The organism is Streptococcus sp. SCPM-O-B-15294 (M123) (assembly GCF_058200455.1).
In genome coordinates this window covers 1-17,404 of the sequence record NZ_JBYQGU010000007.1, presented here as the reverse complement: position 1 = coordinate 17,404, position 17,404 = coordinate 1, and the positions used below count along the sequence as shown (strand labels likewise).

General features: G+C 43.8%; 6 protein-coding genes and 1 pseudogene. 6 read left to right on the top strand and 1 reads right to left on the bottom strand.

What is annotated here, in order from left to right:
* The 5 genes and pseudogenes from AC3E8G_RS05895 to AC3E8G_RS05875 all read left to right on the top strand — a co-directional run.
* A complete protein-coding gene (locus tag AC3E8G_RS05895; protein WP_154857084.1) occupies nt 1-1,056 on the top strand; it encodes a glycosyltransferase in 1,056 nt (351 codons plus the stop codon).
* A gap of 115 nt (nt 1,057-1,171) precedes the next feature.
* Nucleotides 1,172-3,343, top strand: coding sequence for a GBS Bsp-like repeat-containing protein (locus AC3E8G_RS05890; RefSeq protein WP_154857086.1), 2,172 nt, complete (start codon nt 1,172-1,174; stop codon nt 3,341-3,343).
* A 436-nt stretch (nt 3,344-3,779) separates the two neighbouring features.
* Nucleotides 3,780-9,116, top strand: a complete 5,337-nt coding sequence (locus AC3E8G_RS05885; RefSeq protein WP_154857088.1) for a Cna B-type domain-containing protein — start codon at nt 3,780-3,782, stop codon at nt 9,114-9,116.
* Nucleotides 9,117-9,534: 418 nt separating this feature from the next.
* Nucleotides 9,535-10,470 (top strand): metal ABC transporter solute-binding protein, Zn/Mn family, encoded by a 936-nt coding sequence (locus tag AC3E8G_RS05880; protein ID WP_154857090.1) that lies wholly within the window; start codon nt 9,535-9,537, stop codon nt 10,468-10,470.
* An 8-nt stretch (nt 10,471-10,478) separates the two neighbouring features.
* A pseudogene (locus AC3E8G_RS05875) lies at nt 10,479-13,031 on the top strand (pneumococcal-type histidine triad protein); the annotation flags it as partial.
* Between the two features lie 826 nt (nt 13,032-13,857).
* On the opposite strand, the gene AC3E8G_RS05870 reads toward AC3E8G_RS05875, so the two are convergent.
* Nucleotides 13,858-14,733: an RluA family pseudouridine synthase gene (locus AC3E8G_RS05870; protein WP_490677240.1), complete on the bottom strand. Its 876-nt coding sequence runs from the start codon at nt 14,731-14,733 to the stop codon at nt 13,858-13,860.
* Nucleotides 14,734-14,919: 186 nt separating this feature from the next.
* Between AC3E8G_RS05870 and pbp2a the strand changes: the two genes are divergently transcribed.
* Nucleotides 14,920-17,151 (top strand): penicillin-binding protein PBP2A, encoded by a 2,232-nt coding sequence (gene pbp2a, locus AC3E8G_RS05865; RefSeq protein ID WP_490677239.1) that lies wholly within the window; start codon nt 14,920-14,922, stop codon nt 17,149-17,151.
* The last annotated feature ends 253 nt before the right edge of the window (nt 17,152-17,404 follow it).

Below are 17,404 nucleotides of genomic sequence, written 5' to 3'. Positions count from 1 at the left end.
ATGAAATACTATTTAAAAGAAGAATTTTTACACGATAACAATGTAAAAAATGCGGGTAACAAGGCTCGTAATGACGTTGAAGAAATTGTAAAGAGAGAGGGCTATCAGGCCTTGGTTCTTTCAGTTGACAATTGGTACGAGATGAGCACTGTTAAAGCACAGCTTCATAAATCAAAGGCTTTTGGTCAGGCTTTGGATCAATTGCAACAAGGAGATGAATTGCTTATTCAATTCCCAATGCTTCACCATAGCTTTTTTACGACACATCATGTCAAGAAAGCGCAGAAAAAAGGGGTAAAAGTTAATTTTATTATCCACGATTTAGAAGCTCTTCGTTATGTCAATGTTGAAAATTTCCCTTTAAAGCATAAGATTCGTATTCAGATTCAAGAATCAGGTCTTCTTGGTGCAGCTGATGGTATCATCGCCCACAATCCAATTATGAAATCTGTTTTGGTGGATAAAGGGATTGCGGAAGATAAGATTGTTAGCCTTGGCATTTTCGACTATTTGATTCCAAATTTCCAAGAGAAGACAGGTCTAAGTAAGAATCAGCCAATTATTGTGGCTGGTAATCTGGCACAAGAAAAAGCTGGTTATCTTTACTCACTTCCTGCAGAACCTGCTTATAACCTTTATGGTGTTGGTTTCGATGAGAGCAGAGCTCTTGCGAATGAGACATACTTTGGATCATTTCTACCTGATGAGCTTCCTGCAGCCCTCGAGGGTGGTTTTGGGCTTGTCTGGGATGGTGATAGTGCTGAGACATGTAGTGGTGTCTTTGGCGAGTACCTTCGCTATAACAACTCTCATAAGGCGTCACTTTACCTAGCATCGGGTTTCCCACTTGTAGTATGGAAACAGTCAGCTCTGTCTCACTTTGTGCTTGAGAAGAGCTGTGGGATTGCAGTAGAGTCGCTACACGATTTGAAGGTGACAATCGACAAACTCTCTGATACTGATTACCAAAACTTGGTGGATAATGCCAAGCGTGTTGGAAAAGGGATTAGAGGGGGACAATATTTAATAGATGCCTTGAATAAAATTGTAAAATAGAAGTCTGAAAAGGCTTCCTTTTTATATTCCGTAGAAAAAACGCCTAGAAACCTTTTCGAATCCCTCTCGGTATGCTAAAATAGGAAAAGTATAAAATATGATTAAAGGAATGGAAATGAGAAAAAAGGATTTCATTTATTTTGCCAGTGCAGCTGTATTGCTAGCTGCATCTGTCCAAGTTGCCAATGCCGATGAAGTGGGAGTGAAAGAATCGGCAGTCACTGAAAGTGAAGCAGTTACGACACAAGCTAGCCCAGCACCGGTTGTTGAGGCTAAACAAGAAGTAGGGGCTCATCAATATGTGGCGCCAGCCTCAGTAACAGAGCTTCCAGTCACTAGCTCAGAAGTTACGAAGGCAGACGAACCAAAGGAAGAAACACAGCCTATCTCAGAAGGACAAACTGCCCCATCTTCTGAGTCAGCTACGAAACCTGTAACTGGAACTACTACTTTCTATAGTGCGGGTTCCAAGGCCCCATCTGGCCGGACAGTTAGTACTCTAAATCGTCCTCAAGGAGATTTAAGTATAGAAAATAATAACGAAGTCACAGGAACTTTTGATGCAGTTGTTCGTAATGTAGTATCACCTTCTGGCTTAAAGGAAGTCTTGATTCCGTCTTGGAGTGTAGCAGGGTGGCAGGATGATTTAATCTGGCATAAAGCAAGTCTTCAGTCAGATGGTTCCTACCGAGCAACAATCAAGGCAAGTGATCATAAGAACTCAGTTGGTCAGTACCAAGTTCATGTTCATTACCTTGATCAGGAAAATAGACGCCGTTATGTTACAGAAACGGTTGTAGAAGTGCGTCAATCTAAGCCAAGTGGAACGCTCTCGATTGAAAATAATAATTCAAGTACAGGAACCTTTGACGCTGTTATTCGTGATGTTGTGGCTCCAAATGGTTTGAAAGAAGTTTTAGTTCCAACATGGTCTGATAAGAACTGGCAAGATGATTTAATTTGGCATAAGGCTGTCCGTCAAAGTGATGGAAGCTACCGTGCGACAATTAAAGCAAGTGATCATAAGAACGACATAGGTAAATACCATGTTCACGTATATTTTATAGATGCTAAAAATCATCGAAATTATGTGACAGAAACAATTACAGAAGTACGTCAGGTTAAACCAAGTGGAACACTCTCGATCGAGAATAATAATTCAAGTACAGGAACCTTTGACGCGGTTGTTCGTAATGTAGTTGCGCCAACAGGTCTCAAGGAAGTACTAATTCCATCATGGAGTGTAGAAGGAGGTCAAGATGATTTGATCTGGCATAAGGCTGTCCGTCAAAGTGATGGTTCCTATCGAGCGACTATAAAGGCAAGTGATCATAAGAATACTTTAGGTCAGTACCAAGTACACGTTCATTATCTGGATCAAAATAATAGACGTCGTTATGCTACAGAGACTGTTGTGGAAGTTCAGAAAACAACTCCAACTGGTACAATCACAATCCAAAACAATAACAAGGATAATGGGACTTTCGATGTCATTATCAGCAATGTTTATAGTCCAAAAGGTGTTCGTGCCGTACAGGTTCCTACCTGGTCTGATGTGAATGGTCAAGATGATTTGGCTTGGTATGAAGCGATTCGTCAATCGGATGGGACTTACAAGTTAAGCGTGAAGGCTTCTGACCACAAGTTCTCGACAGGTACATACCATGTTCATCTGTACTATATCCAGGGGGACGATAGTCGTGTTGGTATTGGAGCGACAACTGTACAGGTAGAGAACAAGAGCTTTGTAACTAGAAATCAGCTTTATCTGAAGCATATTTCTGCAAGAGAGGCTGACGGTCAGTTAGGTCGAGTTCTAAAAGCTGCAACAAGCCTGATTGGCGTTGAGACTGGAACTCCTGAGCACCTAAAATTGGTTAAAGATTACAATAGCGTTTATCCGTTGCCAGTTGGATATCCGGTGAAGAGTACGGATGACTGGTGCGATGTGTTTGTCACAACCGTCTTCCAACGCGAAGGGCTTAGCCATTTGATTGGTCGTGAGTGTGGAGTAGAACGCCACATCCAAATCTTTAAAAACCTTGGTATTTGGAATGAAGACGGGGCTTCTACACCGAAGTCAGGTGATATTATCACCTTTAACTGGGACCAAGACTATCAACAAAATGATGGTTGGGCGGATCATATTGGGATTGTTGAATATGTTGAAAATGGATTGATTCATACAATCGAAGGAAATTCAGGTGAAGCTGGAACTGTAAAACGCAATGTTTACCGTATCGGACACGGTAATATCCGCGGATTTGCGACACCACGTTATAATTAACCTACATGGTTTTCAGCATTTTTGCCTAAAGACTTTTCTAGGATAGAAAGACAACCAGCTCTATGAAGGGGCTGGTTTTTTGCATCCCTTTGATGATAGGAGGAGTCGTTAGACAAGAAATCAATATTAAAACTCAGAAACACCCTAAATATATCTATGCAACTATTTAAAGGTAACTGAGAAGGGTATAAAAAAGCTATGAAAACAAGGGCTGGAGCCATATAATAGATCTTTGCAAACATATTTTTGGAGGACTTAACCTAAATTGGCTGGTTGATGCAGAAATCAAGAAAACTTAAAAAAACAAAAACATTAGATGGTTCATTTGTTCATTTAGCGACACTTTTTATATAATCGTTGGCTTAATTGACTTATATGTGATAAAAATGGAGAGAGGAACTTTTGCGGTTCAAAATGATAAAAAGGAGATGAAAGAATGAACAGGAGATCATCCTTATGGAAAACCTTTTTGAAAAAAGGGTTTGCCCTCTTCACCATTTTGATGATGCTGGGTCAAATGGGTCAAGGTGCTGTAACAGCCCTGGCGCAAGAGCTAGCAGTCGGAGATAATGGTGCCTTAGATGTTAGCCTCTTGTATGGAGATAAGCAAGAACATCCAGGTGGTATGGCCTATAACACATCTGATACCATGTCTGGCTACATTCAGATTACCCCTAAGAATCTGACAACAGATCTCAATGACGTGGTTGTAAATCTAGTCCTTCCAGGGAAGTACTTGGATGAGGTCAATGTTCCCGAGTTTAATAGTAGCTCGCAACATGACGCACCAACAGTGACAAAGGTGGGAGATGACTACCATGTCAGCCTACATTTTACGAACTACCAAAAATCGGAAGTCTTGACCCTACCCTTCATCGCCAAGTTTAAGTTAGGATTCCCTCCTACCAACTACTCGATGGATATCACAGGTACTCTCAATATCAACGGTGCTGAGACTGCTTTAAATAGTATTACTTGGAAACCTCAATACAAGGACTATACCTTGACCAAGTTTGTCAATCAGAACTATGATGCGACCATGTCCAGAGACTATGCGGAAGCCTCTCCAGGGATTGTAACTGGAGCAGATGGCAAAAAGTACATCGAAAAAGCTACTTCCGTTCCGTTTGCCTTCTTGTTAGATGGGATGCGTGGCCAGTACAATGGTAGCTATCGTCAGTTGGAATCTGCAACGATCACAGATAAGCTGCCAACCTATACGGACAAAGATGGAAAAACTCGTACAGCGGTTCTAGATACAGAAAAATCAGAAGGTTGGGTCGATAATGGAGATGGTACTGTATCAAAAACTTTTGTAGCTGATGAAAATAAAAATGTTCAAAGTTACCACTCAGATTTGATGCAAAAAATTCAAGACAAGAGTTTCTTGTACTTGAAATTCCCTGATTTGGTCATGGAAAAAGACCAAACCTTAGAAGATGTCTTAGTGAAAGATTTGACCAATACTGCGTCTGTCGTGGGGATTCCTGCGGAACGTGGTGAGGGAGAGCCGGATGTAACGGCTGAAGATTCTCTCATCTTCCGACTCACTTCACGTGACTTGGAAGGTAAAGGAGCCTTTGCTAAGCAAGCAGAAGGAAATGTCTACGATTCGACAGACTACAAGGCGGCTAACTACAAGTGGCTCTTGAAATACAATAACGTCACTCCATTTGCTCAAAAGAATGTTGTCTTTTATGATGAGCAAGTAGACTCGCGTTTGAAGTTTACTAAGATTGAATATGCTCGTATGATGATTGGGATCTATGGGAATGGACCTCTGATCAGTCAATATGTGAAACGCATCATCTTAACCATGGAAGATGGTTCAACTAAAGAAATCCAACCAGAGGCAGACAAGGATGGATTTGGAAGCATTGATTTGACCAAATATGGAACGGTCGTCGGCTGGAGACTGGAGATGAAAGATGACTTCGAGCTTCCATCTGGTCAAGGGATTTATATTTCTACCTATACTGCCTTCAAGGATCCAGAAAAGACTCATATTGATGAGAACGATGATAGCAAGAATGCCTATGAAAATACTGGTCGCATTACTTACAAAACTCAATCAGGAGCAGACAGAGACCAATCTGCTAAATGGCAGTTCAAACTTCTTCCATTGACAGAAAATGTTAATCTGACTAAGAATACAGATTATAACAATGTCCAATTCACAGATGGAAAAACCATTCGTTTCTCCCTATCTGCTGAAAATGTTCGCTTGGATCCAGGTAAGGATTACAAGGACTTGCGTGTTATTGATCTCTTTGATCCAAATACCTTGGACATTGACTTCAATTACCTAAATCAATATTTTGATAAAAATAACACTCGTTTTTATGCCCCTTGGAACAAGTCCTATGAGGTCATTGAAAACTACCACAACTCTGGACGTTCTGCCTTGATTATCCATTTGGATCAAAAGGAATTTATCAAACGTGCTCTAGAGACTGGTGGTCAAGTTCGTTTGCCGTTTATTTATACCAAGCTGAAAGGCAAGGCTGATGGCGGAACCTTTACCAACCATATCTATCTGGCAGGAGAAGGCCTTTGGGATCTAGAAACTGCTAACCCGAATACAGTTGCAGTAGATAGCTATGATTTAAACAACAATGGTTCGACAACGGATAAGATTCCTCATGCGGAATCCAACTATACCATTGTCGCAGCTGAAGGAGTTTATTCTCGTAAGTTCATCGCCAAGAACGATGACTTGTCTGATGCTTCAACAGTAACTCGTACCTTTAAACCAGGGGAAACCTTTAATTACAAGTTAACGATTAAAAACAATACAGATAACCCTGTTGAAAATACAGTTATCTATGATGTTCTTCCTAAAGTTGGGGACGTCAATACTCTGGATGCTTCAGCCCGTAAGACAGAATACACAGTTAGTCTCCGTGGACCAGTGACGGCTCCAGAAGGTTGGACAGTATACTACACAACAGATGCCACAGTCACAGCTAAGACCATGGCTCAAGCTGTCGATAAAGATATTTGGTCAACAGATGTCACAGACTATAGTAAGGTAACAGGAATTAAGGTCGTTGCGAATGAGGGAACCACTATCGGTGCACGTAGCCAAGTAGATGTTGCGGTGCCAGTGGTCAACCCAAGCGAATTGACTGACCAAGTCAAGCAGTTGATGCTAGAACGGACAGAAGATAACAAGGACAATGGTGGCCGTTCAGGTGTCGTTCAAGCCCATAACCAATTCGGATATAGAGCCAAAGGACATGATGGAAACCGCGAATCCAACACTGTAACGTCTCAAATCTTTGCGGCGAGCTTCCATGTGAAGAAAGTAGACAAGGATGATACTAGCAAAGGCTTAGCAGGTGCGGAATTCACCTTGTCAGATGCGACTGGTGCTGTCCTTGCAACTCAAGTTTCTGATAAGGATGGCGACCTTGCTTTCACCACTCTAACAGAAGGAACTTACACTCTTAAAGAAACGAAAGCTCCAAACAACTACAAGTTGGATGAGACAGAGCATACAGTCGTTGTCACTTACGATGCAGATCAGCAAATCTATCATGTCACGATTGATGGCGAAGCGACTGGTTCAAAAGCTTCACCAAAAGTGATCACCAATGAGAAAGATATCCATTATATCGATCTAGAAGCTTCAAAAGTCTGGGATGACCAAGACAACGTCGAAGGTCTTCGTCCAGAAAAGATTGAATTCCAATTGTACAAGAATGGAACAGCAGAAGGCAAACCAGTAGCCCTTTCAGCAGGAAATGACTGGAAAGTAACCTTCAGCGCTCTTCCGGACAAAGACAATGACGGCAACGTGATTACCTATACTGTAAAAGAAGTCAAGGTACCGACTCACTATACAGCTGATAGTCAAGAAGCTCAGTTCGTCGATGGAAAAGCAACTATTACCAACAAGCGCACTCCTGAAACTACAGAAGTAAGCGTGAAAAAAGTTTGGGACGATGCTCAGAACCAAGACGGTCTCCGTCCATCAACCATCACGGTCCATCTCCTAGCCAACGGAGAAGAAGTACAGACGGCTACTCTGTCTGGTGAGGGAGATACATGGAGCCATAGCTTCACAGACCTACCAGTCTACAAGAATGGTCAAAAACTAGTCTATACGGTAACAGAAGATACAGTTGCCAACTACTCGACAGCTATCGAAGGATCAACCATCACCAACACCTACAAACCAGGTAAAACTAGCTTGACAATAACCAAGAAGTGGGCTGATGCAGAAAACCAAGATGGGCTTCGTCCGAACAGCATCAAGGTTCAACTCTATGCGAATGACCAAAAATCAGGTAAAGAGGTAGAACTTTCTGCAGACAACGACTGGACCTATACCTTCTCTGATTTGGATGAGAAAAAAGCTGGTCAAGCTGTTCAGTATACCGTGAAAGAAACAGAAGTTCCAGAAGGCTATACTCAAACGGTAGAAGCGACCAATCCTGGTCAGGTAGTGATTAGCAATACGCACACTCCTTCTAAGACGACAGTTCAAGTAACCAAGAAATGGGAAGATGGTAATAACCAAGATGGTCTTCGCCCAGCGACAATTACAGTCAAACTCTATAAAGATGGAGTTGCTACAGACCAGACCCTTGAATTGTCAGAAGCGAATCAATGGCAAGGAACGTTTGAAAATCTTGATGAAAAAGCAGCCGGTAAGGCCATTCACTACACTGTGAAAGAAGAGAATGTCCCAGAAGGCTACACCCTTTCAATTGATGACAAGGATCCAGCACATCCTGTCTTGACCAATAAGCATGAACCAGCTGTCACTCAGGTTAAGGTCACTAAGAAATGGGATGACGCTAATAACCAAGATGGCCTACGTCCAAAAGAAATTCGCGTCCAATTGTATGCGGGTGATGAAAAGCTAGGCAAGGAAGTTGTCTTGTCTGCTGACAATAAATGGACTCATACCTTTGAGAAACTTGCTGAAAAAGTAAACGGACAAGAGATTCATTATTCTGTGAAAGAAGTGGCTGTCCCAGAAGGTTACGCCGTAACAGAAGAGAGCAAGGAGAAGGGCGATATCGTCTTGACCAATACGCACACTCCAAGTACGGTGGATATTCCAGTCACTAAGATCTGGGTGGACAATGACAACCAAGATGGTCTACGTCCGGCTAAGATCACTGTGAAGCTTCTAGCCAATGGTGGAGAAGTGGCTCACAAAGATATTACAAGCGAGACTGATTGGAAAGAAACCTTTACTGGCCTTTCTAAGTTTAAGGATGGCAAGGAAATCGTCTACACCCTTCAAGAAGTAGAGGTTAATAACTATTCACCAAGCATTGACCAAGAAAGCTATACTATTACCAATACGCACACTCCAGGTAAGAAAACCCTCTCTGTAACCAAACAGTGGGATGACCAAGAGGACAAAGATGGCCTTCGTCCGAAGAGTGTGAAAGTGCAGCTATATGCGGACGGTAAGAAGTCTGGTGACGTCATTGAGTTGTCCGCTGAGAACAAGTGGACTCATACCTTTGCGGATCTAGACAAGAATGTCAAGGGCAAAGCTGTCACCTATACGGTGGAAGAGGTAGATGTTCCAACCGGTTACCAAGTGACGAAAACAGATGACGGTCAAGGTAATGTTGTTCTGACCAATAAACATGAACCAACAGAGCCAGTGACACCAGAACCTAAAAAACCAGGTAAGAAGGTTGGTATCTTGCCAAGCACTGGAACCACCATCTCCTTGATTAGCTTGGTATTAGCCTTTGTAGTCGCAAGCGGTGCAGCTTATCTCCTTAAAAAGAAGAAAAAATAAGCGCATGGTTAAATCAAGATACAAAGGGCGTTCGCGGATAAAGTCAAAATAGGAAGTTTGACGCTGAATCTTTGGATTCTAGGAAGACTTATCTTTTTGACACGATCCGCAGCCCGTGTTCAATTCTTTTTGAACCCCTTGCATCCCATTTTTTAGGCTCAGGCTAAAACAGTTTCCTGAACTGTTTTACTATCAAAACTCCCGAGTGCTAGAAACACAATTGTTTCTAGCACTTTTCTCACAGTGGAAAGTTTTTAAGATTGCTTTGTCTTCAATCTGAGAGGCTCCTAAGGGGGCCTCTTTTTTCTGTGTGATAAAAAATACAAAAAAATTCTTGACAAACTAAAAAATTAGCGTTATCATTAACTAGTTAATTAACTGTTTAATAAACCAATTAAGGAAAAGAAGGGATTTATACATGTTTGGGAGGAAACTAAGGGTCTTAGGAATAGGTTTCATCTGCCTTTTGCTGCTAGTGGCTTGTGGGAGCCAGAGGAGTTCGGGAGCTGGCTCTACTAAAAAGGGGCTTAAAATTGTGACGAGTTTTTACCCTGTCTATTCCCTGGTGAAGGAAATTTCAGGCGATCGAAACGAGGTCTGGATGGTTCAGTCAGGTGCTGGGATTCATGATTACGAACCTTCGGCCAAGGAGACAGCCCAGATCTATGATGCGGATGTCTTCGTCTACCATTCTCAAACACTCGAATCTTGGGCTGGACGTCTAGATCCTAGCTTGCAAGACTCGAAACTGCGGGTCATCGAAGCCAGCAAAGGAATGGAATTGGATAAGGTCTCTGGCTTAGAAGATATTGAGGATACGGAAGGGAAGGATGCAAAGCACTTGTATGACCCTCATACTTGGATGGATCCACTAAAAGTTGCCGAGGAAGGAAAGATCATCGCCAAAGAGTTGGGAGACATCGATCCAGAGAACAGAAGTTATTATGAGGCCAATGCCAAAAAGCTTGAAAAACGTTGTGAGGCTTTGGTTGCTAAATACCAGCCTCTCTTTGAAAAAGCGACACAAAAGACCTTCGTGACTCAGCATACAGCCTTCTCTTATCTAGCCAAGCGCTTTGGCTTGAAACAATTAGGAATCGCAGGGATCTCGCCTGAGCAGGAACCAACAGCCCGTCAATTGGCTGAGATTCAGCAGTTTGTCAAGGATTATCAAGTTCAAACTATCTTTGTTGAGAAGCATACCTCGTCTAAGGTGGCCGATAGCATTGCCAAGGCGACAGGGGCAAAAGTGAAGGTCTTGGATCCTCTCGAAGCAGATCCAGAAAATAACAAAGATTTCTTGGAGAACCTAGAAGAAAATATGGCGAGTTTAGCGAAAGAATTACAGGAGTAAGTAGAAGAATGAAGAAAAAAGGAACAATTGGATTAGTAGCAACCCTAGGTTTGGGTTTATGTGCCTATGCCTTAAGTCAACAAGCACCAGTCAAGGAAGACAAAAAGAGTCAGAATCAGGTGCAGTATTTACAAGGAGACAAGAAAAAGTCAGCTAGCCACTCAAACAAACAGGAAGAAAGCATTGAATCCGTCAACTCGAAGGAAAAGACTCAGGCAGAGCAGATTGTGGTCAAGATTTCTGACGAGGGCTTTGTGACTTCCCACGGAGATCATTTCCATTACTACAATGGCAAGGTCCCTTATGATGCGATTTTTAGTGAGGAGCTGATTTTACGGGACCCTTCTTACCAACTGCAGCAATCGGACATTGTCACACAGGTGCGAGATGGCTATATTATCAAGAAGGATGGAACCTACTACCTTTATCTAACTGATCCGCAACATACGCTGAATGTCCGTTCAGTGGAGGAAATTGCCCAACAGAAAAAAGGAGAGCTAGTTTCAGGTTCGAAAGAGGGTGCCCAAAAAGCTGGGCAAACTCGTGACTTCAGTCAGCCGAGTCAGGCCCTACGAGAAGGTAAAACAGTCGCTAGTCTAACAGCCGGAGTCAAGCCAAGTCAAGCTGGCTACCGGACAGATGACGGCTATGTCTTCCATCCTGGGGATGTGATTTCTGATACCGGGGATGGCTTTATCGTGCCTCATGGTGGGCATTACCACTTTATTCCGAAGAGCGCCTTATCAGCTGGAGAATTAGCGGCTGCCTTATCTATCTTAAATGGTAGAGGTGGAAAAAATGAGGTGAAACCTGTATTGCCTCCTTCTATCCAGCTGACTGCACCGGTTAATCCGAATCAGCCAATTCCAGCACCTGTCACTCCAGCGCTCTCCACTCCTCTTACCCACCCAACAGTGACGACAGACGGACGTAGTCTGGAAAGTCTTCAGGAAGAGTTACAGCATACTCCGCTTTCAGAGCGCCATGTTGAGTCAGATGGTTCTGTCTTTGATCCAAGCAAAATTACCAAATGGACAGAGCAAGGAGTGGTGTATCCGCATGGAGATCACTTCCATTTCATCCCTTATAGTGTGCTTTCGCCTTTAGAGCGGGAATTGGCACGCCAGTATCAAGTCCTCCGTTCTCAAACTGGGGCTGTCGCAACTGAAGAAAAGCCAACTCAACCTTCAAGTCCAGACACAAAGCCAGTCGATCAGGACCACGACCATGAGAAGGAAGATCCTAACCACAAGCATGACCATGAGGACCATGAAGCCGATCATGACCATCATCATGAAGGCGAACATGATCATGGTTTCCATGCAGATCATGTCATCAGCAAGGATGACGAGGGTTATATGGTCGCTCACGGAGACCATGCCCATTACTTCTACAAGAAGGATCTCTCACCTCAAGAAATCGCTGCTGCAGAGGCAGTGCTAGCTGGTAAGAAGGAAGAGGACAAGGGGCAACCACTGACAGATGATGTGGCGACCTATTCGCGCGATGCTTCGGATGAAGAAAAAATCCAATATATTAGCCAAACTTACGGCGTCCCTCGGGAAGCTATCAAGATTTCCAATGGTTTCTTTGTCTTTAACAATCCAGACCAAGAATACGATCCAACCCATATCCACCCTTATGCAGTTCGGAAGGAGCATGTCCGGATTCCACTTGAAACAGGAAATCCTGAGCTAGACTTTATTAATGAGCTCTATGCAACAGCGCTTCGCTCTGGTATTTCCCCTTATACGATGCAAATCGAGAATGGTCAGTTTGTCATTCCACACGGGGACCATAACCACTATATCAAGGTGCGCTCAGCAGGCTTGGCGGACTACCTGGCTCATCGTCTACCGACCATCCAATCAGCTTACCAGAAAGGTGACTTGGACCAGAAAGCTGTAGAGGACAAGGTCAACCAACTCCTCGCAGAAAGTCGGACTTTATACGCATCCGATCCTCTGCAACAAAGACGGATTGAGTTGAACTTGGGTCAATTCTTAGAAACTGTTAAAAACTTCCCAAGCAATTCGACAGCAGGATACTTGGCTAGTCTTGAGCAAGTTGACAAGGAATATATCCACGCGACCCAGGAAGTCAAACCGAAAGAAGAAACGGCCTTGGACCGTCGCTACCAGGAATTATTGGAACAGGTTCGCTTGCTAGATACCGAAGCCTTCCAACTCAAAAAAGAAAGCCTCGTGGCTCAGTTGCAGGAAGCCTATACGGCCAAGGATAGCCAACGATTGGAGCAAGAAGGAAAATTGCTTCAGGCCATTCAGGAGATGCAAGATCGGACTGGTGTGACTTCGGTAGACTACCTCAAGTATTTCTACCAAAGTTTAAGCGATGCGCGCTTGACGCCAGAATTACGGGCGACAGCAGCAGACCTTGCTTTGAAGCTTTACCGAGCTCAGGCCTTTGAAGAAGCTTGGGACTCAAAAGCCCATTTCATGGAGCTTTACCAAGCCAAGCAAGCCATTGACCAAGTAGTGTCTCAGGAAAATGCTCCTACCTATCCAATTGAAAAAACAGTTCTGGATCAAAAGGGGGCAGATGCTCCATCCTATAACCTAGCTGTTTACGACTTCCTCAAGGGGGTCTACGGTGACCTGGATGAAAAGACAGAGTCTCGTCAACGCTCTAATCTCTTAACAGCGCTTTTCGACCAAATCACTTCTCTTTTGCCACAGGTAGAAGAAAGTAAGCGTCCTGCTTTTGAAGAGCGTTTGGAACAGGTGCGCCAAGAGCCAGATGCTGACAAGGCTTTAACAACTGGGAAAACTCTTTTGCGTGAAGTTGGTGAAACGATTGAACAACAAAAGCAAAAGAAAACAGAAGAACCTCAACTGGGAGACGTAGCCCTCTATCAAGAGATTTATAACCAGTTGATTGCTCTCCACCAACAATTGGTTGAAAAAGGGGCCAGTGATGCTCAGTTTGAACGCTTGGAAGCCCTCTTTGATCAACTAGCTGATCCGAAGAGCGACAAGAAAGCCTTGTTACAGGCGATTCAAGCTCTTCGAGATGATTTGCTAGCGGCGCCATCGACAGCAGTGGCGGAAGCAGACAAAGCAGCCCCAGCCCCTCAAAGTCCTGCCACAAGCGATCCTAGTCTTAATAAGGAAGAAGCTTCAGACCCTGCACAGACTCCATCTCCAGAGTCAGAAAACACAGAAACCAGTCCAGTCGCAAGTGAAGAAACGACAAACTAGGAAGCATGCAGAAATAACAGAAAACACAGAATCTATTTGATTCTGTGTTTTTAGATGTAGACAATCTTTCTTTTTACATAAAACAGCTAGATGCTTTTCAAAAATGACTTTGTCTTCAAACTGAAAGCTTCTTCTAGTCCACTAGATTAGAAACATCAGGAATTTTGCTCTATGGAGATATCTGCTCTTTTAATCCCTTTTCAAAACTTGCAGAAGGAGCCTCAACTTGGATTTTTTCTAAGGTAAAGGGATGGGTGAGTCGCAAGCGGTGGGCGTGGAGCATGAGGCGAGGAGCTCTTTCGGGGTTATAGAGCGGATCCCCCACGATTGGATGGCCATGGTGAGAGAGGTGGACGCGGATCTGGTGGGTGCGACCTGTCTGGAGCTGGCAGTTGACCAAACTGGTGCGTTTGAAAGTCTTTAAGCTAGTCACATGGGTCTCTGCATAGAGGCCCTTTCGAGGATCAACAATGCGTTTGCGTCGATCGTGGCGATCTCGTCCCAATTTGTCCTTATAAACCAGTTGCTTTTTTGGTAAGCTGCCTAGGATTAAGGCCCAATAGTCTCGTTGGATTTTCTTGTCTTCTAACAGCCGATTCAGGACGGGTAAAACAAAGGGATTCTTGGCAAAGACCAGAGCCCCACTGGTTTCCTTATCTAAGCGATGGACTACATAACAGGTCTTCCCGACATAAGTGGAGACGTGGTTGAGGAGGGCGATTTCATCTGGTTGATTGGCGTGCGTTTTCATGCCTTCCGGTTTGTTCACGATGATGAGATGCTCATCTTCATAGAGGGCTTGGACTAGGTTAGCATCCCCTGCTAGGATCTCCTTTTCTTCATAATCTTCCGGATCAAAGGTGAGGGTCAGTTGGTCACCAGCCTTAAGCATGGATTGCCAATGGACAGTCTCCCCATTGACTTGGACATGTTTTTTGGTTCGCAAAAAATGACGAATCTTTCGTGGGATGAGAAAGTAATCTTCTAGGGCCTCTTTGACCGTCATGGCGGGCAAGGCGTTTGGTATCGTTATAGTATAATGCATAGTGTTATTGTATCAGAAAGCGGGTGGAAAGAAAAGGCGAGAATGAGGAGGAAGGGGGAGGGAGGAACAAGATGCTGAAACCCTATATAGAGTGGACTTGACGGTAACCTTAAAGAAAGCTAAAAGCATCCTTTCTTGCGAAGGTCTTTCTTGTCTAGACGTTAGGAAGGTGATAAAATAGGGACTATGAACAAATTAAAAGAATTAATGGAGGGAATGATTCGTCATTTCCAACGAGAAAAAAAACCAACGAAAATTGCGGAAGAGGTTGAGTTATCAACGGACGGGGAGGAGCAAGCTCCAACCTATAGCCGCTCTGAGAAGTCACGGAGAAAATCTCACTCCCAACATCCGATCAGACGTTTTTGGCGCAAGTATCACTTGACCAAGATCTTCCTACTGATTGGCTTGACCTTTAGTCTCGTCGTCGGAGGTTATCTTTTCTACATAGCCAAGACGACCAATGTAGCAGATCTGCAAAATGCCCTCAAGGCAACCACGATCATCTATGATAAAGATGGGAACCAAGCAGGAAGCCTAACAGGACAAAAAGGGACTTACGTTGAGTTAGATGCCATTAGCGAAAATTTACAAAATGCGGTTGTTGCGACGGAAGACCGGAGTTTCTACAAAAATAGTGGGATTAACTATGGTCGTTTCTTCCTGGCGATTTTGACTGCTGGTCGCTCAGGTGGGGGATCGACGATCACCCAACAGTTGGCTAAAAATGCCTATCTTTCTCAGGATCAGACGGTTGAGCGGAAGGCTAAGGAGTTCTTCCTAGCCCTTGAGATTAACAAAAAGTATAGTAAGAAAGAAATCCTGACCATGTACCTCAATAATGCCTATTTTGGAAATGGGATTTGGGGGATTGAAGATGCTTCTAAGAAGTATTTTGGTGTATCCGCTAGTGAGTTGACTCTGGATCAGTCGGCTGTCCTCGCTGGTATGCTCAAGGGGCCAGAAATTTATAACCCCCTTTATTCTGTCGAGAACGCAACCAATCGTCGCAATACGGTCCTACAAAATATGGTCGCAGCTGGCTATATCGACCAAGCCACAGCAGATCAATCCGCTGCAGTCGATATTCATGGCCAACTGGTGGATGCCTATGAAGGCAAGTCAGAAGATTATCGCTACCCGTCCTATTTCGATGCGGTTATCAACGAGGCTGTCAACGAATATGGTCTAACAGAAGAAGATATCATCAAGAATGGGTACCGGATCTATACAGAGATGGACCAGAATTACCAAGCCAGCATGCAGGTCATCTACGACAATGTAGATCTCTTCCCTGTTGCTGAAGATGGTACACGGGCAGAATCTGGTAGTGTAGCCCTGGATCCTAAGACCGGAGGAGTGCGGGCGATCGTTGGACGCGTGGCTAGTGACCAAGATGCTGGCTTCCGAAGCTACAACTATGCGACTCAATCTGCGAGAAGTCCGGGTTCTACCATTAAACCTCTCGTCGTGTATAGTCCAGCTGTTGCCAACGGCTGGTCGACCAACAAAGAATTGGACAATACGACTAAAGTCTACGGCAGTTATACAGTCGATAACTACGGTGGCATTCAAGGTAGCCCGACCGTTCCTATGTACCAAGCCTTGGCAGAATCTCTCAACCTTCCAGCTGTAGCGACAGCCAATGAGTTAGGGCTCAATACTGTCTTTGATTATGGGAAAAAATTTGGTCTCAACATGGACAATGTGGACAAATCTCTCGGAGTAGCCCTGGGATCAGGCGTGACGACCAACCCTCTTCAAATGGCTCAGGCTTATGGAACCTTTGCCAACGATGGAGTAATGAACGATGCCCATCTCATTACCAAGATTGAAAATGCTAGCGGTCAGGTCGTGAAAAGCCACAGTCAGAAATCAAAACGAGTGCTCAGCAGCTCAGCCAATAAGAAGATGACCAATATGATGTTGGGAACCTTTACCAACGGAACGGGTGTCAACGCAGCACCGTATGGTTATACCATGGCTGGTAAAACAGGAACGACTGAAACAGACTTCAACCCCGACCTCTCTGGCGACCAGTGGGTCATCGGCTACACGCCAGATGTGGTCATTAGTCAGTGGCTAGGATTCCCTAAGACGGATGAAACCCACTATTTGACAGGGACCAGTGCAGAGACGGCCTCTGTGATCTTCCAAAATGTAGCCAATAGCGTCCTTCCATATACAGAAGGAACCAGCTTTGACCATGTAGAAAATTCCTACGAGGAAAATGGCATTGCTCCTGTCGGCCAAGAAACAGAAACAGAGACTCCAGAAGAAGACAAGGGCTTCTTTGATACGGTCAAAGAACGCGCTGCAGGTATCGTAGATGATGCCAAGAAAACCATCGATGAAGCAGATATTCCTGGAAAAGCAAAAAATGCCTGGGATACTTTCAAAGGTTGGTTTGGTTTTTAAAGAATAGACGTTTAAAAGATGGGAAGGTTCTTTCCATCTTTTAGATTGTAGACAAACTATATTTACATAAAATAACGTGGAGATCCTTCAATAAAAAAAGATGACTTCTATTATATGAAATTATTCAATTCAATCTCGAAAATTTTCTCACGGCGGAAAGTTTCTGAGAAGATGTTGAATGCAAAAAATTATTTCAATAATTTTCGTTTCTTAGTTAACTGTCGATAGGGTAACAAAAAAGCCTTCAGATGAT